Raw genomic sequence first — 23,627 nt, forward strand, 5'->3', positions numbered from 1 at the left:
CGCTCGACCGGCCACGGCGATGAAACGGATCGCCTCGGATCGTCGTCCGAGACGGTGACGACCAAGAAAATTGCGACTCCGGCGCATCGGGAGGATGCGTCCGAAATTTCAATCGCGGAATTTGGGCTGCGCGCCTTTCTGGACGACGGGCCTACGGCGGGCTAAGGTGCTGCCTCGCGTCGCCGGGCGTTTGCCAGGGCTCCGGCGACCCGTTCTCGGGGAGAAATGCCGATGCCTGCCGTTTTTCACGCACCACGCCGCCGGGTTCGATTCGCGATCGTTTTCGCGCTGGCGGTTTGCCTACTGTTCGCCGCGTCGCCGGACGCCGCGCGCGCCGCCGATCACAAGTTCGCGCTTGCGATGTTCCACTTCAACATCCAGTACGTCGCGGGCGGCCTGCGCGGGTTCCTGCCGCTCGGCCTCGACAACGTCATCCCGAGTTGGGAGATGACCGAGGCCGAGGTGGAGGACATGATCATCGTCGAGAGCTTCGAGCCCGTGCTCGATCTCTACCTCGACCACCCGGGTTGGGGCGTCGATCTCGAACTCCAGAGCTACTTCATCGAGGTGCTTGCCGAGCGCCACCCCGGCATCCTCGCCAAATTGATCGACTTGGTGGAGAGCGGGCAGGCGTCGGTGGTCAGCTTCCACTACTCCGACCAGCTCTTCATCGGCTATCCGCGCCGCGCGTGGGAGACGTCGGCCGAGCGCACCGCGCAGGTCTTCGCCGACGCGGGCGTCGCACTCTCGCCGACGGTGTTTTGCCAGGAAGGCCAGGCGGGCGTGGGCATGGCCGAGGCGATGTCGGATTTCGGCTACGACCTGATGGTGTGGCCGAAGAACCTGTGGATTTATCAGCACGGCGATTTCGCCTCCGAGCCCTATTACGATTTCGGCGGCCTCGACCTGATCGTGGGCGCCCAGGGCGTGAACTGGACGGACGGCGACGACACGCTGGAGATGACGTGGACGTTTCTCGGCGACGGCGAGCTGCTCGCCACCTGCGATTTCGACCCCTACTTCCCGCCGGTCTTCAAGGAAAACGCCGCGTGCATCGCGGAGTATGTCGATCAACTCACGGCGCTCGAGGCCGACGGCTGGGACATCGCGCGCGCGGACGAGTATGTCGCGCAGGCGAAGGATCTGGGCATCGCGCCCGCCGAAATGCCCGACCTGCTCGACGGCACCTGGCAGCCCGACTCCACCAACGGCCCTTTCCGCTGGCTGGGCGGCGGCGGCCTGTGGCGCATGGATGAGCGCGACAACCACGTGCGCACACTGTGCGAGATCGCCTTCCGCGAACTGCTGGCCGCGGAGGTCGCGGCGGATGAAGCCGGAATCGACGCGGAAGACGAGATCGGCGAGAGCTGGCGGCTGCTGAACCTCGGCATGGTGACCGACGCGACCGGCATCAACCCCTACAAGGGCGAGATCGGCTACGGCGTGGCGCACTGCGGCGAGGTCGCGCGGCGCGCGCGCACGGTCATCGAACGCGCGAAGATCGAGACCGGCATCACCACGGCGCGCATCGACACGGCGGCGGGCGAGATGGCGCAGGCCGATTTTCCGCCCGATTACGACGAGACGACCGCGCCGGCGGTCGAGGTGACGATCGACACCAAGCGCCGCGAGGCGGTGTCGCGCTGGTCGCTCGTTTCGAGCACGCCCGAGATCTACCAGCTCGAAATCGAGTTCGACGACGACGTGGGCCGCGAGGTGTCGGTGACGTTCGAGGGCACGGCGACGGATCTCGTTTTCACGCCCGCGCTCTCGACGGGCGGGCCGCTCACGTACGACCGCACGGCGTTCGTGTTCAACGAATGGCCGATGCCGCTCGCCGACGGATTCCTGAACCTCGGCGACGACTGGTACGTGGTGAAGGACATGGGGCTCACGCACGTCGCCGCGTTCATCAACACCGACAACGGTAACGCGCGCTTCGAGGACGACACGGCGACGCCGGGCTCGGCGTTCACGTGGCGGTTTTTCCTGATTCACGGAACGCAGGACGAGGCCGTCGCGTTCGCCACCGGGCTGAACGTTTCGCCCACGCTGTACCGATAAGGAGCCGGCCATGACGAAGAACATCTGGCGACGACTCGCGATGATGCTGCTTGCGCTCGTTCTGGTCGGCGGCTGCGGATGCGGCGACGACGATGACGATGACGACACCGCCGCTCCCACGGACGACGACACCGACGACGACGCCGATGACGACACCGATGACGACACCGCGGATGACGACACGGCGGATGATGACGACGATACGAATCCGCCATCGGTGACGACCGTGATGACGCTCGATCTCGAATACCGCAACAGCGCGCACTTCGTGATGACGCGGACGGGCGACAACCTGACGGCGACGCTGACGGCGGGCGCGGGCTTCGGCGACGAATGGTTGCCGGCGGGCGAGATGCAGATGGGCGCGGGGCGCGTGATGGCGTTTCCCGAATCGAAGTTCGAGATCCACACGGTGCACTTCGAGGGCGACCCGGTGGCGGGCTCGCCATGCGGCGACGCGCCCGTGACCTACGAACTGACGCTCACGGGTCAGACCGCAGCGCGCGAGCGCATCGGCGCGGTGGTGTGCTACTGCGGGCGCGACACGACCGCGCGCCCGGCGACGCTGCTGCGGATCAAGACGAAGTTTCCGGAGGACTGATCGGGCTCACGAACCCAACGAAGTTTCCGGATGAGAAGACTGATGGCTCACGAGCCCATCAGCATGACCATGATCGCCTTCTGCGAGTGCAGGCGGTTTTCCGCCTCGTCCCACACCTTGCTGGCGGCGGACTCGAAGACGTCGGGCGTAACCTCTTCGCCGCGATGCGCGGGCAGGCAGTGCAGGAAGATCGCGTCGGGCGCGGCCTTGGCCATCAGCGCCGTGTTGACCTGATACCCCGCGAATTTCTTGCGGCGTTCGTTCGTTTCTTTTTCCTGCCCCATGCTCGCCCACACGTCGGTGGTCACCACGTCGGCGCCGACGACCGCCTCGACCGGGTCGCGCGTGAGCAGGATGCGGTCCGCGTTCGAGCCCTTCACCCGCTGATAGATCTGCGAGTTGGGCTCGTATCCTTCCGGGCACGCGAGACGCAGCCGAAACCCGAATTTGTCCGCCGCGTTGAGCCACGAGTTGGCCATGTTGTTGCCGTCGCCGATCCACGCGACGGTGCGTTCGGCGATCGGGCCGACGTGTTCTTGCACGGTCATAATGTCGGCCATGATCTGGCACGGGTGCAGCAGATCGGACAGGCCGTTGATGACGGGCACGTCGCTGTACGCGGCGAATTCCTCGATGTTTTCCTGCGCGTAGGTGCGGATCATGACGCCGTGCACGTAACGCGAGATGACGCGCGCCGTGTCGCGGATCGGCTCGCCCCGGCCCATCTGGATGTGATCGGGCGACAGAAACAGCGCCTGCCCGCCGAGCTGAAAAATGCCGACCTCGAAACTCACGCGCGTGCGCGTGCTCGACTTCTCGAAAATCATCGCGAGGCTTTTGCCGTCGAGCAGTCGGTGCGGCGTGCCCGCGCGGTTCTTGGCCTTCAGGTCGGCGGCGAGGTGCAGGATCGATTCGAGCTCGGCGGCGGACCACTGGGCGAGCGACAGGAAATGGCGAACCGGTTTCACGAGATTTTCCCCTTCTTCGATGCCCCGCGCGCGCGGGATTTGGATCGTGCTGGCGATTTCGGCGCGTGCGCGGCGCGGGCCGCCTCGCGGTCCGTCGCGATGCGACGGTATCGCGAGCCCAGGTCCTCGCGCAGGATCGGCACGCCGCGCGTGGCGACCAGCGCGTCGTCGGGCACGTCCTTGGTGATCGTGGACGACGACGCCACGTGCGCGTGCCGGCCGATCTCCACCGGCGCGACGAGCACCGTGTTGGCCCCGATGTACGTGTCGCGACCGATCGTCGTGCGCACGGGCTCGGTGCGCCCCACCTTGCATGTCGTCACGCCCGCCCCGATGCGCACGTTGGCCTCGACCATCGCGTCGGCGAGGTGCGTGTGCGGCAGGATGCGCACGCCGATGCCGATCCGGCTGCGAAAGAGGCTGACGAAGGGGCCGATGGCCGAGCCCGAGCCGATGTGCGTATCGTCGCCGACGAAGCAGAACGGTTCGATACGGCACCCGGCGTCGAGGCGCGCCCGTTCGATCACGCAGTTCGCGCCGACGGCGACTTGATCGTCGATGCGCGCGCCGCGAATCTGCGAACCCCCGCCGATCACGCAGCCGCGGCCGATGCGCGTGCCGGGCGTGAGGTGCGTGTAAGGGTGCAGAACGGTGTCGGCGCCGATCTCGACGCCCAGGTCCACCGTGGTGCTCGCGGGGTCGAGCACGCTCACGCCGTTTTTCATCAGCCGTTCGAGCATCGAAAAACGCAGGGCGTCGGCGAGCTCCGCGAGTTGGGAGCGGTCGTTGACGCCCGTCACCTCGGTGGCGTCCTCGGCGAGAAACGCGCGGCAGCGTGCGCGCGAACGCACCGCGAGGCCGATGATGTCGGGCAGGTAATATTCCTTCTGCGCGTTGTCGGCGCGCACACGGGCGAGCAGCTTCCACAGCCGTGCCGCGCGTACGACGTAGATGCCCGCACTGACCTCGCGAAGGTCGCGCTGCGCGTCGCTTGCGTCTTTTTCCTCCACCACGCCCACCAGTTCGCCCGCGTCGTTTTTCAGCGCACGACCGTAGCCGGTGGGGTCGTCGGCGAGGAACGTGACGAGCGTGAGATCGGCCTTCGCCTTGCGGTGCGAAGCGATCACCGCGCCCATCGTTTCGGACGAGAGCAGCGGCACGTCGCCCGAGAGGATCAGCACGTCGCCGTCGAACTTCGCGAGCGCGCGGCGCGCGGCGAGCACGGCGTGGCCCGTGCCGAGCTGTTCGGTCTGCGTCGCGAAGGCGAGCGGCGCCTTGGGAAAGTCACCCTCCACGATGGCGCGCACGGCGTCGGCCTGATGCCCGACGACCACCGCGACGCGCTCGGGCCGCAGACGAAGCGCCTGCGCAATGACGTGGCTGATGAGCGAGCGACCGCACAGGGGATGGGCGACCTTGGCGAGGTCGCTTTTCATGCGCGTGCCCTTGCCCGCGGCAAGGATGATGACGGCGAGATTTTTCATCTTGGACCCCCGGCTCCCGCGCGGCGCGGGGCGGTCGTCATGTCGCCAGCGGCTTCTTGGTCATCTGGCGGAGCGTCGATTGGATCGCCTTGTGCTGCTTGATGATCTGCCGCATCGGGATCACCCGGCGCAGTTCTTCGAGCGTCGTGTATTCCTGCTCGACCTTGCGAATGCCGTCGAGCACGAGCGGCGTCATACCCTTGGCCATCGCCGACTGCTCGATGTCGTCGAGGTGCCGCTCCTCGTAGATCATGCGCTGCACCTCGTCGTCGATCATGAACAGCTCGAAGATGCCGATGCGGCCGCGGAATCCCGTGTGATTGCACTTGCGGCAGCCGCCGCCGTGATAGAACACGTCCGCGGTGAGCTGGTCGCGGAAAAGTTCGAGATCCTCGGCGTGCGGCTGCTGAACGGTCTTGCAGTCGGGGCAGATGCGCCGCACGAGCCGCTGCGAGAGCACGCCCAGCAGCGACGAGCCGATCAGGTTGTAGTCGAGGCCCAGCACGTGCAGGCGCGAGATCGCGCTCACCGAGTCGTTGGTGTGCAGCGTCGAGAGAATCAGATGGCCGGTCTGCGCGGCCTTGCACGCCACATCCGCCGTGTCCTCGTCGCGGATTTCGCCGATCAGCAGGATGTCCGGGTCGTGGCGCAAGAACGCCCGCGCCATGTCGGCGAAGTCGAATTTCGCGGAAATCTGTTTTTGGTTGACGCCCTCGAGGTTGTATTCGATCGGGTCCTCGGCGGAGAGGATCTTGTTGTGCGGCGTGTTGATTTCCTTGAGCGTGGCGTAAAGCGTCGTCGTCTTGCCCGAGCCCGTCGGCCCCGTCACCAGAATCATCCCCTGCGGGTTCGTGACCATCTGGCGATAGGCGCGAAGATCCTGATTCGTGAACCCCAGCAGTTCCAAACTCACCGGCGCCATCGACTTGTCGAGCACGCGCAGCACGATCTCCTCGCCGTAGGGGCCGGGGAGGATCGAGATGCGGAACGGCACGTCGTGATCCTGGCCGTTGAGCAGTGTGCGCAGCAGCACGCGCCCGTCCTGCGGACCGCGTTTTTCGGAGATGTCGAGGTCGGCCATGACCTTGAGGCGATTGATGACCTCCTCGATGTTGTCCTTGTGGATCGTCGTCTTCACCTTGTGCAGCAGGCCGTCCAGCTTGTAGCGGATCGTCACCTCGCGCCGCTCGTTTTCGATATGAACGTCGGTCGCGTTTTTGCGGATCGCGTCGAGCAGGAGGTTGTTGACGATCGGGATGATCGACGACTTGCTCTCCTCGACAAGCGACACCGGCTCCAGGTGGCGCATTCGTCCGGTGGGTTCGGGCGACTGCGCGATACGCACCCGCGTCGCCTCTCGCGCGGCGAGGTCCCCGGGCGTGGTGTCGAGTTCGAGCATCGTCTCGTCCTCGCCCTGCGGGCGGACGACATCCTGCGCGAGACTGGCCGGGTCCGGCGTGGCGAGCCCGTACGCCAGGTTGAGCGCGCGGGTCACGTCGTGCGGTTTGAGCGGAACCGAAACGATGCGCCGGTTGTTGAAGCGCCGCGAGATCGTGTCGATGGTGTCGAGGTTGCCGGGGTCGGCCATGCCCACGTGGATCGGCCCGCCGGAGCGCGTGTCCACGGTCCCCAGAATCACGCACGAACTGGAGATGCAGAAGATCTGGGGAAGGAGTTTGACGCTCTCCGGGTCGAGCTCGTGGTCGCCAAATTTTTCATAGGACATCATCGACATGTCAGATGGTTTCTCCCCGCAAAACGCGGCCCGGGTTGTCCGCCAGCCACGTCCGCACGGCGGCGGCGCCCCAGGCGCGCAGTTCCTTTATACCGCGCTCCCATGACGGGGCAACCCACTTCGGCCCATGCACGTCCCCCGCGACGCAGAAGATCGCCCCGTCATCGAGCAGTTCGCGCGCGGCGCGCTCGACCTTTCGCCCGTAAACGCCCGCCAAACTCCCGAGGTTGACCTGCAGCAAATAGCCCATGTCGGCCAGATCGCGGCCCCGGCGGGGCTTGTCGATCACGTCGCGGTAGCGTTCGACGTGCGCGAGCAGCGGCGAAAACCCCTTGACGCGAATGCGAAACGCCATGTCGGCCATGAAGGGCGGCAGGCCCATCATGGGGACCTCGACGAGCAGCGTCCGCCCGCCCGCGATGGCCTCGGGGCCCGTCGCCACGGCGCCCAGAAACACGTCGTCCGCGTAGTGCTCCGCCCCGTCGTGCAGGCGAATGGCAATTCCGGCCTCGTCCGCCGCCTGTTGCAGCGCTTCACGCCCCGCCCGCGCGGCGTCGGCCGGGAGCGTGTACACGCCCGCCATCTGGTGGCGCGAGAGCACAATGTCCGTGAATCCCTCGCCTTGGGCCGCACGCAGGCATTCGAGCGCGTCGGCCTCGGTCGCGACGCCGTCGTCCGCGCCGGGCAGCAAATGGCTGTGCAGGTCCACAAATCCGCTCATCAAATCCGCTCGTCAAGAATCGCATGACTTTAGCAGAATCCCGGTTGTCGGGCATCCTTCGGCGCGTGGAAACGATGTCAGGATTTGCGCTCGCCCAATTTCCCCGTGACGCCCGCGCCTGAATCCGGTAGCATTTCGCTGTCCGCGCGTCCTTCAAGCCGATATCTGTCGAACACTCGTCGCTCGGGGTCCGTCATGAAGGCGTCCGATTTCGACATCACCACGAAACTGCGTTTCAACACCGATACGGGCATCACCACGCTCGGCGATCAGCGCGTACTGATTCTCGATGCCGACGCGGTGGGTCTTCTGCGCCAGGACCTCATCGCCGAGATCGGCGTGGAGCGCGCGCGGCGCGTACTCCTGAAGTTCGGTTACCAGAACGGCTTCGCCGACTTCATGCAGATGAAGATCGCGCACCGCTACGAGAACGAAACGGAGCTGCTGGCGTCGGGGCCCGTGATCCACACGTGGGAGGGCATCGTGCACGCCGCGCCCACGGAACTGCGATTCGACCGCGAACGCGGCGAGTTTTTCTTCGCGGGGGTGTGGAGCAACTCGTTCGAGGCCGAACAGCACCTGCGCTACAATATCACCTCCCCTTCACCGGCATGCTGGACGTTGATGGGCTACGCCTCGGGCTGGTGCACGGCGTTTTTCGGCCGACCGCTGCTGGCCATCGAGCCGGTGTGCGTGGGGATGGGCCACAGCCATTGCGAGTGGAAGATCCAGCCGCCCACCGCCTGGGGCGACGAAGCGGCACCCTATCTCGACGCCCTTCGGGGGTTCTGGTCCGCGCGCACGGCGTGAGTTCGATGTCGCCGGGCGGGAAGCCGGATTCGTGGCGCGAAAAAGGCAAGTCCGCGAGGGGACTTGATTTTTTCCGTGGACGGGGTTAGATTTCGACGTTGATAGTTCCGTGAATAAGCTTTCCGCCGTCACAGGCGTGGGCGGAGTGCTGGATATCGCGGCCATAAGGAGGAATGCAGGATGACCCGTTTGAGCCTTTTTGCCCTAATCTTGGCGATGCTGTTCGCCATGCCGGTCGTTGCCCACGCGCAGGACGACGACACGGACGATGACACCGACGACGACACCGACGATGATGCCGATGACGACGCCGATGATGACGCCGATGATGATGCCGACGACGACGCGGATGACGACGCCGACGACGATGACGCCACGGGCGCCTTCGACGGAACGCTCGACTTCTCGTCGCCCGAAGCGCTGACCCCGGACTCGGAGATGAACTTTGAGTTCCGCGTCGAGAACACGACCCCGACCGAGGCCGATGGCGACCATTGGATCTACCTCGTCGAGATCTACATGCCGAGCCCGGATTACGCGGTAAACGGCGACCTGGCCGCTCCCGCCTGCATCCACGATGGCGAGTGGAGCGCCGAACTGCTGACCGAGACGGACAATCAGGGCATCCGCTGGATGCACTCGAACGTCGTGACCTCGGCCGCGTACGGCGACATCTACGAGGGCGAATACCTCGACTTCGCGTTCACCGCGACGGTCGATGCGGACGCCACCGACGGCTTCGACTTCCGTCTCGTCTCGCAGAATGACGACTTCGTCACCGGCACCGCCTACATCGGCGAGGAGCCCGGCGGCGACGACGACTCCGGCGACGACGACGCCTCGGGCGACGACGACGCCGGCGGCGACGACGACGATGACGACGACGACGGCTGCGGCTGCTAAGTCCGAATCGTAACTGACGCCAAATTGGACCCCCGGTCTTCGGACCGGGGGGTTTCGTCTGTTCGAGGTCCGAAAGAGTCGTGGGACCGAGATCGGACCGTCGCGCGCGCGTCACGAAGTCATATTGCGCCGATTCGCGATCTGGAATAGGAAGAGAGATGGTTTGATCGGTACGCCCGCAAAGGCGATATCGCGAAATTGGTCTTGGTCCCCGCGAGGATCGCGGGAACGGAATTCGCGGCTTCGTAAGGAGGATAAAGGATGACCCGGTTGCGCTTTGTTTCTTTGATGGTGGCGATGCTGCTGGCGATGCCGGTCGTGGCTCTTGCGCAGGACGACGACGCGCAGGATGACGACGCGGCGGACGATGACGCGGCGGACGACGACGCCGACGACGATGCGACGGACGACGATGCCACCGACGACGACGATTCGACCGGCGGCGGGTTCGACGGCACGCTCGATTTCTCCTCGCCCGACGCGCTCGCGCCGAACACGGAGTTCAATTTCGAGTTCCGCGTCGAGAACACCACGTCGGCCGAGGTCGAGGGCGATCACTGGATCTACCTCGTCGAGATCTACATGCCGAGCCCCGAATACGCCATCAACGGTGACCTCATGTCGCCGACGGCCATTCATGACGGCGAGTGGACCGCGGACCTGCTGGAAGACGTGACCGACAGCCCGGGCATCCGCTGGATGCACTCGAGCGTGGTGACGTCGGCCGCGTTCGGCGACATCCGCGAGGGCGAGTACCTCGACTTCGCGTTCAACGCGACCAGCGACGCCGAGGGCTCCGACGGCTTCGACTTCCGTCTCGTCACGCAGAACGACGATTTCGTCACCGGAACCGCCTACGTCGGCGAAGAGCCGGGCGAGGACGACGACACGACGGATGAGGGCGACGACGACGACGATGACGACGACGACGGCTGCGGCTGCTGACATCGTCGATTCCACTCCGCGACACACGAAACCCCGGTCTTCGGACCGGGGTTTTTTAACGCGTGGCCCGCGTTGACGGAGGATCGCGGCGGATCTAGGTTGCGCGCCGAGGGAATTCGATGATCGAACGCGTGGATTTTCTGGTGATCGGGTCGGGCATCGCGGGTCTGTCGTTCGCGCTCAAGGCGTCGAAATACGGCCGCGTGGCCGTTTTGTCGAAGCTGGGAGCCGACGAGACCGCGACGAAGTACGCGCAGGGCGGCATCGCGACGGTGTTCTCCGACGAGGACGACTTCGACCTGCACGTGCGCGACACGCTCGTCGCCGGCGCGGGGCTGTGTCGCGAGGACGTCGTGCGCCACGTCGTCGAGTCGGGACCAGCGCGCGTGCGCGAGTTGATCGACTGGGGCGTCGAGTTCACGCGCTCGTCGGGTCTCGCCGACGAGGAGTTCGACCTGCACCTCGAAGGCGGACACAGCCGCAAGCGCATCCTGCACGCCAAGGACATCACGGGGGCGGTGATCGAGCAGGCGCTGCTGGCACGCGTCGCCGAGCACCCCGACATCGCGTTTCACGAACACCACATGGCGATCGATCTCATCACGCGCAAGCGGCTCGGTCTCGCCGGCGACGGGGATCGGTGTTTCGGCGCGTACGTGCTCGACATCAAGTCGGGCGAGATCCGCGCGGTCGTCTCGCGCGCCACGCTGCTGGCCTCGGGCGGCTCGGGCAAGGTCTATCTCATCACCACGAATCCCGACATCGCCTCGGGCGACGGCGTGGCCATGGCCGCGCGCGCCGGCGCGGACATCGCGAATATGGAGTTCTTCCAGTTCCATCCCACGTGCCTGTTCCACCCGCACGCGGGAAATTTTCTCATCAGCGAGGCCGTGCGCGGCGCGGGGGCCGTGCTGGTGGATGCGAACGGCGTCGAGTTCATGCACAAGTACGACGAACGCCGATCGTTGGCCCCGCGCGACATCGTGGCCCGCGCCATCGATAACGAGATCAAGGTCAGCGGACGCGAGTGCGTGTACCTCGATTTCACGCGCGTCGGCGCGGACGAAATCCGATCGGGATTCCCGAACATCCACGAGCGTTGCGCGCGCTTCGGCATCGACATCACGCGCGACCTGATTCCCGTCGCGCCCGCGGCGCACTACCAGTGCGGCGGCGTGTGCACCGACCTGAACGGCGAGACGACCATCCCCGGCCTCTACGCCGTCGGCGAGGTCGCGAACACGGGGCTGCACGGCGCGAACCGGCTCGCGTCGAATTCGCTGCTCGAGGCCGTCGTGTTTTCGCACAACGCGGCCGTGCACGCGGCGGCCGGGTGCGCGGAAGCGCCCGCTGCCGACCGCATTCCCGATTGGGACCCGGGTCGGGCCATCGATTCCGACGAATCCATCGTCGTGACGCAGAACTGGGAAGAGATCCGGCGATTCATGCACAACTACGTCGGCATCGTGCGCACCAACCGCCGACTGCGCCGCGCGAAGTCGCGCATCGACTTTCTCAAGCGCGAGATCCACCAGTACTACTGGCACTTTTGCGTCACGAAGGACATTCTGGAGCTGCGCAACATCGCGGTCGTCGCCGATCTCATCATCATGTCCGCGGCGTCGCGGGCCGAATCGCGCGGCCTGCACTACAACACCGACCATCCGCACACGGACGACCGCCGTCCGCCGCAGGACACGATCATCCGCAACTATCCGTCTCTGGCCTGAGTCGCGATGAGGCGCGTCGTCGGCCTCGCGCTGTTCATGAGTGCGGCGTTCGTCGTCGCATGCGGCCCGCCGACGCCGCCCGTTCCGATTTCGTCGCCTCAGACGCCGACACCGGAGCCCGTGACGCCGACACCGGAGCCCGCGACGCCGAACGGCGCCATCGACGCGCCCGAGGGCATGTCAGCGATTCCCGCGGGTGCGTTCGTCATGGGCTGCGATCCCGACGACCCCGAGTGCGACGCCGACGAGAAACCGGCCCACCCGGTTCGATTGAGGGCGTTTTTCATCGATCGATACGAGGTCACCAACGCGCGGTACGACGCGTGCGTGGCCGCGGGCGTCTGCGCGCGTACGCCGATGCGCGACGATCCTCGATTCGCGGGGCCGGATCAGCCGGTGGTCGGCGTGCGTTGGAGCGACGCGAATGATTACTGCGCGTGGCGCGGCGCGCGTCTGCCGACCGAGGCCGAGTGGGAATACGCGGCGCGCGCCCAAACGCGCTGGTACCGCGAGGCGGGACTCGAGGCCGTCGCATGGTACAAGGAGATCACGGACCGGCCGCGCGATGTGGGCGGCAAACCCGCGAACCCGTGGGGGCTCTTCGACGTGCTCGGCAACGCGTGGGAGTGGACGTCGGATTCCTACGACGCCGCGTATTTCGCGGCATCTCCGACGGATGATCCGCGCGGGCCGTCGCCCGGCGAAACGCGCGTGTTGCGCGGCGGGAGCTGGTTCAACGGATCGACCAACACCCGCATCTCGACGCGCCACGGCGCGCCGCCGGGCGACGCGGCCAACATGCGCGGAGCGCGCTGCGCGCGCAACGGAGACTAGTCCCTGCGCGCGCAACGGAGACTAGTCGCCGCGCGGAGGCTGTGAATGGCAGGTGTTGAAAAGGTCGGGAGCGCTGTGAGATTGTCACCCTGAGCAAAGCGAACGGCCTGGTTGCGAATCGAATCCAGATCCTTCGCTTCGCTCAGGATGACATCGGGGACTCATGGAAGGATTCATCTGGATTCCGGAACTGCGTTTCGCGCTCGCGCTCGGGCTCGGCTTTCTGGTCGGCATGGAGCGCGAACGCAGCCGTCTGGGCAAGAAGCAGCACGCGCATCTCGGCGTGCGCACCTACTCGGTCATCAGCCTGTTCGGATTCGGTTGCGCGTGGCTGCACACCGTCGGCGCGTCGTGGGCGATTCCGGCGGGGCTTGTCGCGGTCGCCGCGCTGGTGATCTTCGAGTATTCGGTCAAGGCGCGCGAGGGCCTGACGGGGCTCACCAGCGAGACCGCGGGCCTACTGACCTTCGCCATCGGCGCGCTGACGGTGGTTGTCGATCCGTGGGTGCCCATCACTCTCGGCGTCGTGGCGACGATCCTGCTCTCCGAGAAGGCGGAGATCGAGCGCTTCATCGAACGGCTCGAACAGCGTGAACTGACCGCGATCCTGCGTTTCCTGCTCGTCTCGGCGATCATCTATCCCGCGCTGCCCAATCAGCCGTTCACGCGTTTCGCGGTGAATCCCGCGTCGGTGTGGAAGATCGTGATTCTCGTCTCGTCGGTGGGCTTCGCGGGCTATCTGCTGACGAAGCGCTACGGCGCGCGGATGGGCCTGTGGCTCTCGGGCGTGCTGGGCGGCGTGGTGTCGAGCACGGCGGTGGCCGTGGCCATGGGCCGCCTCGCGGCGCAGTCTCCGGCCAGGTCCCGAAACGCACTGGCCGCGTCGTTGCTCGCCGGCAGCGTGATGTATCCGCGCATCTTCGTTCTCGTCGTGGCGATCAACCCCGCCTTCGCCCGTCCGCTGGCGTGGCGCATGGCGTGGCTTTGCGCCGTCGGCATCGTTCTCGCGATCACGGTCCGTCCGCCGCGCGACGACGAGCGGAACCCCGATGTTTCTTCGCTGTCGAATCCCTTCGAAATCAAACCCGCGATGGCGTTCGCCGCGCTGTTCGTCGTGCTCACCGTCATCACGCGGGTGGTGAGCGAGCGATTCGGCGGCGCGGGCGTCGCGATCCTCGCGGCGGTGGTGGGCGTCGCAGATGTCGATCCCTTCCTGCTCTCCCTCGCCGGGCAAGCGTCGCCCGTCGGCGCCCCCGTCGTCACGGCCATGCTGATCGCGATGGCGAGCAACACGGTGGCCAAGGGCGCGTACTTCGCCTGGCTCGGGGCTCCAGCGCGTCGCGACGCGATCTGGCGTTACGCCGTCTGGGCGATGGCGCACGTGCCGGTCATCGCGTTTTCCGGTTGATCCCATGTCTCGATTTCGCCGCGGAATCCTCTTCGTCGTTCTGTGCGTGTCGTCCTTCACCGCCTGCGCAGGCGCTCCCGCGCCGTCGCCGCCCTATGACCGCGACGACCCCGACGGATTCGAGGAGTGGTGTTACGACGGGGACGGCGTGCGGGACATGGAGGACATCTGCCATTTCGGCGCGGAGCTGATGATCGGTCGGCCCTACGCGCGCTCGTGGGAGCGGCTCGTCACGGCGGTGTTTCCCGACGGCCTCTCCTACGCCGAGGACGACGGCTGGGACTCGCTGATCCGTGGGACGGACCTCGGTCTCAACGTCCGGGCGCGCGGCGAGACGTGGTGGTTTTTCGGGGACACGCACCCCGGCGTGCGTCTCGACGGGGAGCCGACCGGCGCGGCGTTCGGTCTGCCCGTCGGGATCGACGAAGACGGCGATCTGGCGCTCGACGCGGTGCTCGCGCGACCGGACGACCCCGAAGCATTTCTGTCCGTGACCGAGGAAGTCGCCGTGGACGGCAACGGTGACCCGACAGGGCTCTTCAATGACACGGAGTTCACCCGCTGGCAGCTCACCGGCGTCGAGTTTCCGTTTTTCGTGCCGGCCGGCGCGTTCGCCTCGCACGACGAATCCGCGATCTGGTACGTGTACGGCAAGTACGTCAACAATACCGAGTGCGACCAGTCGCATCTCGCGGTGCTCGATCTCGACACCGGCGGCTGGCGTTATATCGGCCCCATCGCCGAGCAGAAATTCATCCAGATCGCGGCGATGCCGATCCGGGCCTGGGACGGGTGGTGGGACGACGGACCGTGCGCGCCGCCCTTCGCGACGGACGACGAGCGCGGGTTCCTGCTCTTCGGCACCGGGCCCGCGATTCCGAACACCGTGAGCTTCGACGAAGCCGATCCGAAACACGGAGAATTCTGCGCGGCCGACGGCGAGGTCGGTTATCGCGAAAGCCGGCTCTATCTCGCGTACATCGACGAGGAGTCGCTCGACACGCCGGAGCCCGGTCGCGAGGCGTTCGCGTTCGTCGGCGCCCAGGACGACGGCGAGTGCTGGCGGCGCGGCGATCTGGACCGCGCGACGCCCGTGACGTCCGACCCCGGTCTCGGTGAGTTTTCGGTGCGACGGATCCCCGACACGGACTTTCTCGTGATGGCCGGCGGCGCGTCGGTCGACGCCGGAGCCGAGTGGGCGCGCACGCATCCCGCCTACTGGTCGCTGTATCGAGGGGCGATGTTCCTGCGCGTCGCGCACATTTCGCGCCCGTGGGTGTGGTCGCGGCCGCTGGGCGCGAACACGCTGGGATACGGGAACTACATCCCCGAGGACTCGATGGAGTTCTTCCCCGTGCGGCGCATCGACGGAACGGCGCGCGCGGCGAACGTGCTGCGTTTCGCGCGGGCGGTGTCGAGCTGGCCCGGCGTCGAGGCCGACCCCACCCTCGCGGAGTATGGTGTCAGCCTCGTATGGTCGGTCGTCGACCTGACGGACGTCCTGACGAGCGTGGATCCCGAATGATCGGCCGTCCCACGCGCCGGACTTGGGTTTACGTGGACCTTGTGTTATCCATGTCCGGTTCACCGCAGGAGTGGCCGTCATGAGCTCCGCCGACCGTCGCCAGAACCCGCGCATCCTCTATCACGTTCCGGTCGCCTTCGGCCCCGACGATCCCACGTCGGTCGGGTTCACGCGCAATCTGTCGCTCGGCGGCATGGAGATCGCGAGCCGTTTCGTCTTCGAGACGAATACCGCGCTGCGTCTCACCATCGAGTCGGACCCCGACGATCTGCGTACGGTGGGCACGGTGCGCTGGACGACGTCGCTCGGCCACCTCGACGATGCGGCCCGAGATTTCTACGAGCGGCACTACACGCGCAGCATGGGCATCCAGCTCCTCGACCCGCCGCCCGCGTGGCCGGAGTTGGTGCGCCAGGTGAGCGAGACTCCCGAAGGCCCGCGACGCACGCCGCGATTTCGCAAGGTCTATCGCGTCAATGTGCGCTCGATGAATCAGCTTCTGGAGATGTTTACCGACGACATCAGCCGCGGGGGGCTGTTCGTCCTCAGCGACAAGCCGCCCGCGCTGGGCGCGTTCGTCAGCGTCGAGGTGGTTGTTCCCGAGACGATGCGCGTGCTGCGCGCCGACGGGCGGGTTGTGCACCATCTCCCACGCGAACTGGCCGACGCGCTGGGCCGCAACGCGGGCTTCGGCGTCGAGTTCGTCGATTTCGCCGGCACCGACCGCGAGGTGCTCGAGGGCTACATCGACCACCTGATCGCCGGCGAGCGGTAGGGCGAAACCGGGGGCAGCGCGCCCCTCACACCACGATGACTTCCTCGTAGAGGCCGAAGACCTCGCGCAGCGTGTCGGCGATTTCGCCGAGCGTCGCGTACGCCTCGACCGAGGCGAGGATGTGCGGCATCACGTTGTCCGTGCCCTGCGCCGCCGCCTTGAGTCCCGCGAGCGCGCTTTTCACCGCGTCGTTGTCACGCCTCGCGCGCAGCGCGGCGAGCCGTTCGCGCTGTCCACGCTCGATCGACTCGTCGATGCGCAGCAGATTCGCGGGCGGTGCTTCGTCCTGCTGGAACTTGTTCACGCCGACGATCACGCGATCGCCGGTCTCGACCTCGAGCTGCCACGCATACGCGGCGTTCTGGATCTCGCGCTGCGGGAACCCCTGCATGATCGCCTCGACCATGCCGCCCATCTTGTCGATGCGTTCGATGTATGCCCACGCCTGCTTCTCGATCGCGTCGGTCATCGCCTCGACGTAGTAGCTGCCGGCCAGCGGGTCGACCGTGTCCGCCGCGCCCGATTCATACGCGATCACCTGCTGCGTGCGCAGGGCGATGGTAACCGACTCCGTGCTTGGCAGGGCAAGGGCTTCGTCGCGGCTGTTGGTGTGCAGGGACTGCGTGCCGCCCAGCACCCCCGCGAGCGCCTGGAGCGTGACGCGCACGATGTTGTTGTCGGGCTGCTGCGCGGTGAGCATCGATCCGGCGGTCTGCGTGTGGAAACGCAGCATCTGCGCGCGGGGATTGGTGGAGCCGAAGCGCTCCTTCATGATCTTCGCCCAGATGCGTCGCGCGGCGCGGAACTTGGCGACTTCTTCGAGCAGGTTGTTGTGCGCGTTGAAAAAGAACGAGAGCCTCCCGCCGAACTCATCGACGGTCATCCCCTGTTTCACCGCCGCGTCGACATACGCGATGCCGTCGGCCAGCGTAAACGCCACTTCCTGCGCGGCGGTGCAGCCCGCCTCGCGGATGTGGTAGCCCGAAATCGAGATGGTGTTCCACTTCGGCACGTGATCCTGGCACCACGCGAAGATGTCGGTGATGACGCGCATCGACTGCGCGGGCGGATAGATGTACGTGCCGCGCGCCATGTATTCCTTCAGCAGGTCGTTCTGGATCGTGCCCTCGACGACCTTCGGGTCCACGCCTTGCTTCTTCGCGACGGCCACGTAGAAGGCGAGCAGGATGCCCGCCGTCGAGTTGATCGTCATCGACGTGCTGACCTTGTCGAGGGGCACGCCGGCCATGAGCGTTTCCATATCTTCCAGCGACGAGATCGCGACGCCGACTTTGCCGACCTCGCCGTGGGCCATCGGGTGATCGGAGTCGTAGCCCATCTGCGTGGGAAGGTCGAAGGCGACCGAGAGACCCGTCTGCCCCTGCGAGAGCAGGTAGAGGTATCGCTCGTTCGTCGATTTCGCGTCGCCGAATCCCGAGTACTGGCGCATGGTCCAGAACCGGCCGCGATACATCGTCGGCTGCACGCCGCGCGTGAAGGGGTAGTCGCCCGGGAATCCGAGCTGGTCGCCGTAGTCCCACCCGTCGCCCAGGTGCTCGGGCGTGTAGAGGCGGTCCACGGCGAAGTCGCTCGTCGATTTGAAGTTCTTGCGCCGCTCCGGATTCTTTTCGAGCCCCTTGGCGACCTTCTGGTCCCATCGGGCGCGGGCCTCGGCGACTTTGGCCTTGTCCATCGGATTCCTCCGTCACGGGTATAGAAAAAAGCGGGATTCCCCTTCGCGCGGCCGGAGCGATCTTAGCGAAAATGCCCATGCGTGGGTAGGGGAAAGGGCGATTCGGACCGCTCGCTCCACGGTGCTCCGCGATCGCATCGCGCGCGCATCGGCGAAACGAAATATCCGATGTCCACATCAAATTATCTTGATTTTTTGTAATCATCATTGCAAGATTTTGTCGCGTCGAAATCACCGCTCCGTTTTTCGGCGAAACGCGGGTTCGTGCGGGTTTTCCATCGGGAGGGAGTGCCTCATGGCGACACACGTGGCGTCGGGGGAGCGCATGCCGCTCACCCAAGTGTATCAGATGGTGCGGGGGATGATCGAAGTCGGCAAGTCCGATGACGCGATCGTCGCGGAGCTCGGCGCGCAGGGCATGGCGCACGATCAGGCGGCGACCATCGTCCATTCGGTTCACAGTCAGGTCGGGGGATCGGTGTCGTCACGGCCGATCACGGCCCAGGGTTCGGGCAACATCCTGCTCGCGGCGATGCTGGGCGCGGGCGCGGCGGTGATCTCCGGCATCGTCTGGGGTCTCATCGCCATCACCACGCAGCACGAGATCGGCTTCGTGGCGTGGGGTGTCGGTCTCCTGTGCGGACTCGCGGTCTTCTACGGATCGGGGCGGGAAGGCGGCGCGGCGCTGCAGGCGGTGGCCGTGATCGCGAGCCTCGCCGGCATCGCGATCGGCAAGTACATCGGCTTCGTCGCCGCTCTCAAGGCGCTCGTGACCGAAGAGGTCGGGCCCGAAGTCGCCGTGCAGGTGACGTACTTCTCGTCGAAGGTCTTCGCCTCGCTCGTCGAAAATCTCGGCGGGGTCTTCGGCCTGTACGATCTTCTGTGGATCGCGCTCGCGGTTTCGACGGCGTTCAAGCTCAACGCGAAGAGACCCTAGGCCGCGGCGGCGCTATCGCACCTGCTCCGGCGCGTTTTCGGCGACAAAGGTGCGCAGATTGATCGTTTTGCCGAGCAGCAGCATCGTGTCGCCCGCGCGCAGCGGCTGGCCCGGCGGCGGCGTGATCTGCGTCTCGACGACGACGCCCTCGGCCGTGCGCAGTTTGATGCCGATTACGTAGATCTCGTACTGGTTGCGCAGGCGAAGATCGACGAGCGACTTCCCGTTCCACGCGGCGGGTACGGGAAATTCGATGATCTCGGCGTCGGCGGACAGCGGGATATTGTCGACCAGGTTGGGCCGCGTGATGCGCCGAAAGAGGTGATCGGCGGTGTCGCGCTCGGGAAACACGACGATGTGCGCGCCGAGTTCGGCGAGCGCCTCGGCTTTTTCCTCGGTGTCGGCCTGCGCGATGATCTGCTCGACATTGCTGTGCTTCTTGAGCTGATTGACGAGCAGCACGGCGACGTCGAAGGAGCGTCGCATCGCGGCGATGGCGGTCTGCACGTTGAAGAACCCGAGCCGGAACATCACGTCCCAGTCGGTCACGTTGGCGCATACGGCGCGCGTGACGTGGGGCGAGACGCGCTTGACGAGGTTTTCGTCCTGGTCGCACGCGAGCACCGAATATCCGGCCTCGTAGAGCGACTGCGCCATTCGGTAGCCGAATCGCGAGAGGCCGAAAACCGCGAAAGATTTGTTGCCGTTCGACATGGATCCTCATTTCGCCGCGAACGCGCGCCGCGCGCCGTCAGCCCGTCAGCACTTCCTCTTCCGGATACACATACGCCCACTCGGGCTTTTCGCCGATGATCGACGACGCCAGCACGAGCGGTCCGACGCGCCCGACAAACATCATGAGAATGAGCACGCAATGCCCCGAGGGCGTGAAATACGGCGTCAGGCCCGTGGAGAGACCGACCGTCCCGATCGCGCTGATGACTTCGAACAGGTGCCCGAGAAAATACCCCCGGCTCTCGGCGTGGGGAATCGCCGCGAACTCGGTCAATTGCAGGAGCAGCACGCCGGTGAACGCGATCGACGCCTGAAGCGCGGCCACGGCGAGCGCCTTCGACACCTGCGCGTGGGGGATGCTGCGTCCCCCGACTTCGACGCGTGGGCGGTTGTTGATCCACGAACGCACGAGATTGACGATGATCACCGCGGTGGTGGTTTTTACGCCGCCGCCGGTCGAGGCGGGCGACGCGCCGATGAACATGAGGAAGATGACGAGCAGGAGCGTTGCGTTGGTGAGCTGGCCCGTGTCCACGGTGTTGAACCCGGCGGTGCGCGATGTGACCGAGAGAAATGTCGCCGAGAGGATCTTCTCGTGCCAGGGCATCTGGAATGCCGGGCCGTACCACTCCATGACCAGGATGATCGCCGCGCCGCCGAAAATCAGCACCGCCGTGGTAGAAAGGACGATGCGGGAGTGCAACGACAGGTTCCATCGTTTGCCGCGGCGATGGCGCGTCAGTATCCAGCCGCCGATTTCGACGGCGACCACGTAGCCGATACCGCCCAGCACAATCAGCGCCATGATCGTCGCGTTGACCAGCCAGTCGCCCCGATACGAGATGAGATTGTCGGACAGCAATCCGAAGCCCGCGTTGCAGAACGCGGACACCGAGTGGAAGACGGCCATCCAAAGGGCGTTGTCCACGTCGTGGTCCCACACGAAGCGTGTGAACAGCAGCGCGGCGCCCACGGCTTCGGCCGCCGCGGTGAACGCCACGATCCGCTTCAGAAACATGCCCGGCGAAACCTGTGCCACGTCGCCCATCGTGTCGCGCATGATGAGCCCGCCGTGGAGTGTCACGCGGCCGCGCAGAAACAGCAGAATCCAGTTCGAAAGCGTGAGAACGCCGAGGCCGCCGATCTGGATGAGCAGGAGCAGCAGGACCTGACCGACGCCCGAGAGTTCGCGGCCGATGTCGATGATCGAAAGCCCCGTCACGCACACGGCGCTGGTCGCGGTGAAGGCCGCGATGAGCCACGGCGGGCGCGTCATCAGGTCGGTGAACCCGAAAAAACGAAGCCCGATCGTGCCCAGGAGGATCGCCGCGGCGAATGTGATGACGACCTGAAGAGCCGGACGATATCGCACGGACGATGGACTCCCAATGGCTGAAAAAACCGGTTAACCCCTAACCCGACCCGGGCGCGGCGTCAATGCAAATGGTCGCCCGAGATCCCGCGGAAAGAGCAAGTGAGACTGACCAAAATTGAATGTCGGTCATCACAATGGTGATATTCCATACAAATTTCTTCGACAACCCCATGATTCCAAGCCGAACAGAGACCGCGGAATACCGGCTCGAACCGCAATTTCCTGCCGATCGGCTGTTCGGGAGTGGAGGATAAAACCAAAATGGCGATCCGGTCAGAAAAGGCTGTACTCGCGGAATGAAACCATGCTAGGATTCCTATCGAGCAATGCAGGGGCGCATGGTCGGGCCGCCCGTCGTCGGGGGTGCTTGTCTGTGCCCGACGCACGAAATTCGGGACGGAGCGGAGAGAGCGATGAAGTTCTTCTCTCGTGCATTGGCCGTGGCCTTGGTCCTGGCGGCGGCATTCGTACCTCTCGGATGCGATTGTGGATGCGGGGACGACGACGACGACGGCGGCAAGGCGAAAGCCCCCGACGACGACACGGACGACGACACCGACGACGATACATCCGACGACGACCTCGATGACGACGACACCAGCGGTGCGCCGGTCACCACGGCGGATCCCGAGGGCGATATCTACGGCGACTCGGTGACCGTGACGCTGACCGCGGTCGACGACACGACGACGAATCCCACCATCTTTTACACCACGGACGGATCGCTGCCGTTGGTGGGAGCGCCCGACACGCAGTCCGGTCTCAGCCCGCTCGAACTCACGCCTTTCACGGAAAACACGACGCTTCAGTTCTTCGCGGTGGATGAAGACGACATCCAGGAGGATGTGAACACCGAAGAATACGTGATCGACACCGAAGCGCCGGAGACGACCGCGGACGAGCCCGGAGGGTTCTACAACATCGCCGTCGACGTGGTTCTCACATCGACGGACGACACGGACGACGCGCCGACGATTTACTACCGCACCGACGGCGGCGATCCGGCCATCGGAGATCCCGACACCGAGGTCGGCGACAGTTCCGTGGACCTGGGCTCGCAATTCGACAACTTCACGCTGAAATTTTTCGCGGTGGACGAATTCGGCCACGAAGAGGACATGAAGACCGAGGAGTACGTGTTCGATCTCAACGCGCCGAATACCGTGGCGGTTCCGCCCGGCGGCGTGTTCGCCGCGCCCATCGACATCACGCTCACGTCCACCGACAACGACGACCCGGTGCCGACGATCTACTACCGCACCGACGGCGGCGCGCCGGGCATCGGCAATCCCGACACGCTGTCGGGCAACAGCCCGGTGACCATCGAGGATGTGGGCGCCAACACCACGCTCCGGTTCTTCGCGGTGGACGATTCCGACAACCAGGAGTTCCTCAAGGAAGAGATCTACATCTTCGATTTCGACGCGCCGGTCTGCGACGCCACTCCCGTCGAGGGTGTTTACAACGGGCCTTACCCGCCCCAGTCGATCGGTCCGCTGGAAGTGACGCTCGATTGCCCCGACAACCTCGCCGAGCCCGCGACCATCTACTACACCGTCAACGGCACGCCGCCCGTCATCGGCGATCCCGGCACCTACTCGGCCGAATCGCCCGTCACGATCGAATTGCCGCGCACGACCGACGTGCGTTTTTTCGCCGTCGATCAGGCGGGGCACCAGACCGCCGAAGAGACGCGCAGCTACGAGATCCTATACTGGGACGACTTCGAGCCATGGCTGACCGGCATGGCGCCCGGTTACCCCTGGTACAGCTTCACCGATCCGTGGAGCTGCACAATCCCGACGATCGAAACCATCACCACGGTGCCCGGCGGCAAGGTCGTGCGCATGGTGGACATCAATTTCGCCTGCCCCGAGGGCGACAGCTACGCGAGTCTGCTGGTGGACGGCGCCTTCCCGTGGCCCGACCAGATCGGGTTCCAATTCGACATGCGTCTGCGAGCCGGTCAGGTCGGCGGCTTCGGCAGCTACTATTACGAAGACCCGAACCAGCCCTGGCGAACCATCGTGTACTTCCGCGAAGGCAACATCGAGGCCTTCGACATGGCGCAAAACGGCGGCGCCGGCGACTGGGTCACCTGCCAAACGGGATTCACGATCAACGACTGGTACGCGATCGACGTGCGCGTCGACCGGTCCAACGAGTCGTATTCGGTCTTCATCAACGGCGCGCTCTCGGCCTGTTCGGATCTCCAGACCTTCCACGACGGGCTCGGCGACCCGAGCGACATGAGCGGCGCGAAGTTCGTGACCGAGGGTTCGTCCAACGGCACCTTCGAGGCGAACAACTTCCGTATCTACGACACGACGTTGTAAGATCGCTTGTCGCCCATCCGAATCGGGGGACCGGCGTGCGTCGGTCCC

At 65.6% G+C, this 23,627-nt stretch carries 19 protein-coding genes; 12 read left to right on the forward strand and 7 right to left on the reverse strand.

Annotated elements, in window-relative coordinates; all coding sequences use genetic code 11:
* The first annotated feature begins 231 nt into the window (after positions 1–231).
* Together IT350_20400 and IT350_20405 are read left to right on the forward strand one after the other, a co-directional pair.
* Positions 232–2,064 carry a hypothetical protein gene (locus IT350_20400; GenBank protein ID MCC6160425.1) on the forward strand — a complete coding sequence of 611 codons (1,833 nt, stop codon included), beginning with the start codon at positions 232–234 and terminating at the stop codon, positions 2,062–2,064.
* A gap of 10 nt (positions 2,065–2,074) precedes the next feature.
* Entirely contained in the window at positions 2,075–2,665 is a 591-nt protein-coding gene (locus tag IT350_20405) for a hypothetical protein (GenBank protein MCC6160426.1), read from the forward strand.
* A 47-nt stretch (positions 2,666–2,712) separates the two neighbouring features.
* Here IT350_20405 and argF read toward each other — a convergent pair whose 3' ends face one another.
* The 4 genes from argF to IT350_20425 are packed head-to-tail and all read right to left on the reverse strand — an operon-like array spanning position 2,713 to position 7,573.
* Positions 2,713–3,633, reverse strand: coding sequence for an ornithine carbamoyltransferase (argF, locus tag IT350_20410; protein ID MCC6160427.1), 921 nt, complete (start codon positions 3,631–3,633; stop codon positions 2,713–2,715).
* Positions 3,630–5,117: a bifunctional UDP-N-acetylglucosamine diphosphorylase/glucosamine-1-phosphate N-acetyltransferase GlmU gene (gene glmU, locus IT350_20415; GenBank protein MCC6160428.1), complete on the reverse strand. Its 1,488-nt coding sequence runs from the start codon at positions 5,115–5,117 to the stop codon at positions 3,630–3,632. Before glmU ends, argF begins: the two co-directional genes overlap by 4 nt.
* A 37-nt stretch (positions 5,118–5,154) precedes the next feature.
* Positions 5,155–6,852: a type II/IV secretion system protein gene (locus tag IT350_20420; GenBank protein ID MCC6160429.1), complete on the reverse strand. Its 1,698-nt coding sequence runs from the start codon at positions 6,850–6,852 to the stop codon at positions 5,155–5,157.
* A 1-nt stretch (position 6,853) separates the two neighbouring features.
* Positions 6,854–7,573 carry a protein tyrosine phosphatase gene (locus IT350_20425; protein MCC6160430.1) on the reverse strand — a complete coding sequence of 240 codons (720 nt, stop codon included), beginning with the start codon at positions 7,571–7,573 and terminating at the stop codon, positions 6,854–6,856.
* Between the two features lie 195 nt (positions 7,574–7,768).
* Between IT350_20425 and IT350_20430 the strand changes: the two genes are divergently transcribed.
* The 8 genes from IT350_20430 to IT350_20465 all read left to right on the forward strand — a co-directional run bounded on the left by IT350_20430 (position 7,769) and on the right by IT350_20465 (position 16,503).
* Positions 7,769–8,383, forward strand: a complete 615-nt coding sequence (locus tag IT350_20430) for a XylR N-terminal domain-containing protein (protein MCC6160431.1) — start codon at positions 7,769–7,771, stop codon at positions 8,381–8,383.
* 180 nt (positions 8,384–8,563) lie between these two features.
* Positions 8,564–9,286: a hypothetical protein gene (locus IT350_20435; protein ID MCC6160432.1), complete on the forward strand. Its 723-nt coding sequence runs from the start codon at positions 8,564–8,566 to the stop codon at positions 9,284–9,286.
* A gap of 261 nt (positions 9,287–9,547) precedes the next feature.
* Positions 9,548–10,231, forward strand: coding sequence for a hypothetical protein (locus IT350_20440; GenBank protein MCC6160433.1), 684 nt, complete (start codon positions 9,548–9,550; stop codon positions 10,229–10,231).
* A 119-nt stretch (positions 10,232–10,350) separates the two neighbouring features.
* Positions 10,351–11,961 (forward strand): L-aspartate oxidase, encoded by a 1,611-nt coding sequence (gene nadB / locus IT350_20445; GenBank protein MCC6160434.1) that lies wholly within the window; start codon positions 10,351–10,353, stop codon positions 11,959–11,961.
* A gap of 6 nt (positions 11,962–11,967) precedes the next feature.
* Entirely contained in the window at positions 11,968–12,795 is an 828-nt protein-coding gene (locus IT350_20450) for an SUMF1/EgtB/PvdO family nonheme iron enzyme (GenBank protein ID MCC6160435.1), read from the forward strand.
* A gap of 163 nt (positions 12,796–12,958) precedes the next feature.
* The gene (locus IT350_20455; protein ID MCC6160436.1) at positions 12,959–14,203 is read left to right on the forward strand and encodes an MgtC/SapB family protein; all 1,245 of its coding nucleotides are present in this window, start codon (positions 12,959–12,961) and stop codon (positions 14,201–14,203) included.
* 4 nt (positions 14,204–14,207) lie between these two features.
* Positions 14,208–15,728 carry a hypothetical protein gene (locus IT350_20460; protein ID MCC6160437.1) on the forward strand — a complete coding sequence of 507 codons (1,521 nt, stop codon included), beginning with the start codon at positions 14,208–14,210 and terminating at the stop codon, positions 15,726–15,728.
* Positions 15,729–15,807: 79 nt separating this feature from the next.
* Positions 15,808–16,503 carry a PilZ domain-containing protein gene (locus tag IT350_20465; GenBank protein MCC6160438.1) on the forward strand — a complete coding sequence of 232 codons (696 nt, stop codon included), beginning with the start codon at positions 15,808–15,810 and terminating at the stop codon, positions 16,501–16,503.
* A gap of 25 nt (positions 16,504–16,528) precedes the next feature.
* Here the strand turns inward: IT350_20465 and IT350_20470 are convergent, their stop codons facing one another.
* Complete coding sequence (locus tag IT350_20470; GenBank protein ID MCC6160439.1) at positions 16,529–18,196, reverse strand: methylmalonyl-CoA mutase family protein; 1,668 nt, start codon at positions 18,194–18,196, stop codon at positions 16,529–16,531.
* 295 nt (positions 18,197–18,491) lie between these two features.
* On the opposite strand from IT350_20470, the gene IT350_20475 reads away from it, so the two are divergent.
* Positions 18,492–19,133 (forward strand): hypothetical protein, encoded by a 642-nt coding sequence (locus tag IT350_20475; GenBank protein MCC6160440.1) that lies wholly within the window; start codon positions 18,492–18,494, stop codon positions 19,131–19,133.
* Between the two features lie 12 nt (positions 19,134–19,145).
* On the opposite strand, the gene IT350_20480 is transcribed toward IT350_20475, so the two are convergent.
* Together IT350_20480 and IT350_20485 are read right to left on the reverse strand one after the other, a co-directional pair.
* Entirely contained in the window at positions 19,146–19,847 is a 702-nt protein-coding gene (locus IT350_20480; GenBank protein MCC6160441.1) for a TrkA family potassium uptake protein, read from the reverse strand.
* 37 nt (positions 19,848–19,884) lie between these two features.
* Positions 19,885–21,240, reverse strand: a complete 1,356-nt coding sequence (locus tag IT350_20485; protein MCC6160442.1) for a hypothetical protein — start codon at positions 21,238–21,240, stop codon at positions 19,885–19,887.
* 416 nt (positions 21,241–21,656) lie between these two features.
* Here IT350_20485 and IT350_20490 point away from each other — a divergent pair, with 416 nt between their 5' ends.
* On the forward strand, positions 21,657–23,579 hold the full coding sequence (locus IT350_20490) for a chitobiase/beta-hexosaminidase C-terminal domain-containing protein (protein ID MCC6160443.1): 1,923 nt from the start codon (positions 21,657–21,659) through the stop codon (positions 23,577–23,579).
* Positions 23,580–23,627: the final 48 nt, after the last annotated feature.

The organism is Deltaproteobacteria bacterium, assembly GCA_020845895.1.
Taxonomy (GTDB): domain Bacteria; phylum Lernaellota; class Lernaellaia; order JACKCT01; family JACKCT01; genus JADLEX01.

Excerpts from the sequence above, each read along its gene's own strand:
- IT350_20400 (MCC6160425.1), top strand. The coding sequence starts at position 232 with ATGCCTGCCGTTTTTCACGCACCACGCCGCCGGGTTCGATTCGCGATC.
- IT350_20405 (MCC6160426.1), top strand. The coding sequence starts at position 2,075 with ATGACGAAGAACATCTGGCGACGACTCGCGATGATGCTGCTTGCGCTC.
- glmU (MCC6160428.1), bottom strand. The coding sequence starts at position 5,117 with ATGAAAAATCTCGCCGTCATCATCCTTGCCGCGGGCAAGGGCACGCGC.
- IT350_20420 (MCC6160429.1), bottom strand. The coding sequence starts at position 6,852 with ATGTCGATGATGTCCTATGAAAAATTTGGCGACCACGAGCTCGACCCG.
- IT350_20425 (MCC6160430.1), bottom strand. The coding sequence starts at position 7,573 with ATGAGCGGATTTGTGGACCTGCACAGCCATTTGCTGCCCGGCGCGGAC.
- IT350_20430 (MCC6160431.1), top strand. The coding sequence starts at position 7,769 with ATGAAGGCGTCCGATTTCGACATCACCACGAAACTGCGTTTCAACACC.
- IT350_20435 (MCC6160432.1), top strand. The coding sequence starts at position 8,564 with ATGACCCGTTTGAGCCTTTTTGCCCTAATCTTGGCGATGCTGTTCGCC.
- IT350_20440 (MCC6160433.1), top strand. The coding sequence starts at position 9,548 with ATGACCCGGTTGCGCTTTGTTTCTTTGATGGTGGCGATGCTGCTGGCG.
- nadB (MCC6160434.1), top strand. The coding sequence starts at position 10,351 with ATGATCGAACGCGTGGATTTTCTGGTGATCGGGTCGGGCATCGCGGGT.
- IT350_20450 (MCC6160435.1), top strand. The coding sequence starts at position 11,968 with ATGAGGCGCGTCGTCGGCCTCGCGCTGTTCATGAGTGCGGCGTTCGTC.
- IT350_20455 (MCC6160436.1), top strand. The coding sequence starts at position 12,959 with ATGGAAGGATTCATCTGGATTCCGGAACTGCGTTTCGCGCTCGCGCTC.
- IT350_20460 (MCC6160437.1), top strand. The coding sequence starts at position 14,208 with ATGTCTCGATTTCGCCGCGGAATCCTCTTCGTCGTTCTGTGCGTGTCG.
- IT350_20465 (MCC6160438.1), top strand. The coding sequence starts at position 15,808 with ATGAGCTCCGCCGACCGTCGCCAGAACCCGCGCATCCTCTATCACGTT.
- IT350_20470 (MCC6160439.1), bottom strand. The coding sequence starts at position 18,196 with ATGGACAAGGCCAAAGTCGCCGAGGCCCGCGCCCGATGGGACCAGAAG.
- IT350_20475 (MCC6160440.1), top strand. The coding sequence starts at position 18,492 with ATGGCGACACACGTGGCGTCGGGGGAGCGCATGCCGCTCACCCAAGTG.
- IT350_20480 (MCC6160441.1), bottom strand. The coding sequence starts at position 19,847 with ATGTCGAACGGCAACAAATCTTTCGCGGTTTTCGGCCTCTCGCGATTC.
- IT350_20490 (MCC6160443.1), top strand. The coding sequence starts at position 21,657 with ATGAAGTTCTTCTCTCGTGCATTGGCCGTGGCCTTGGTCCTGGCGGCG.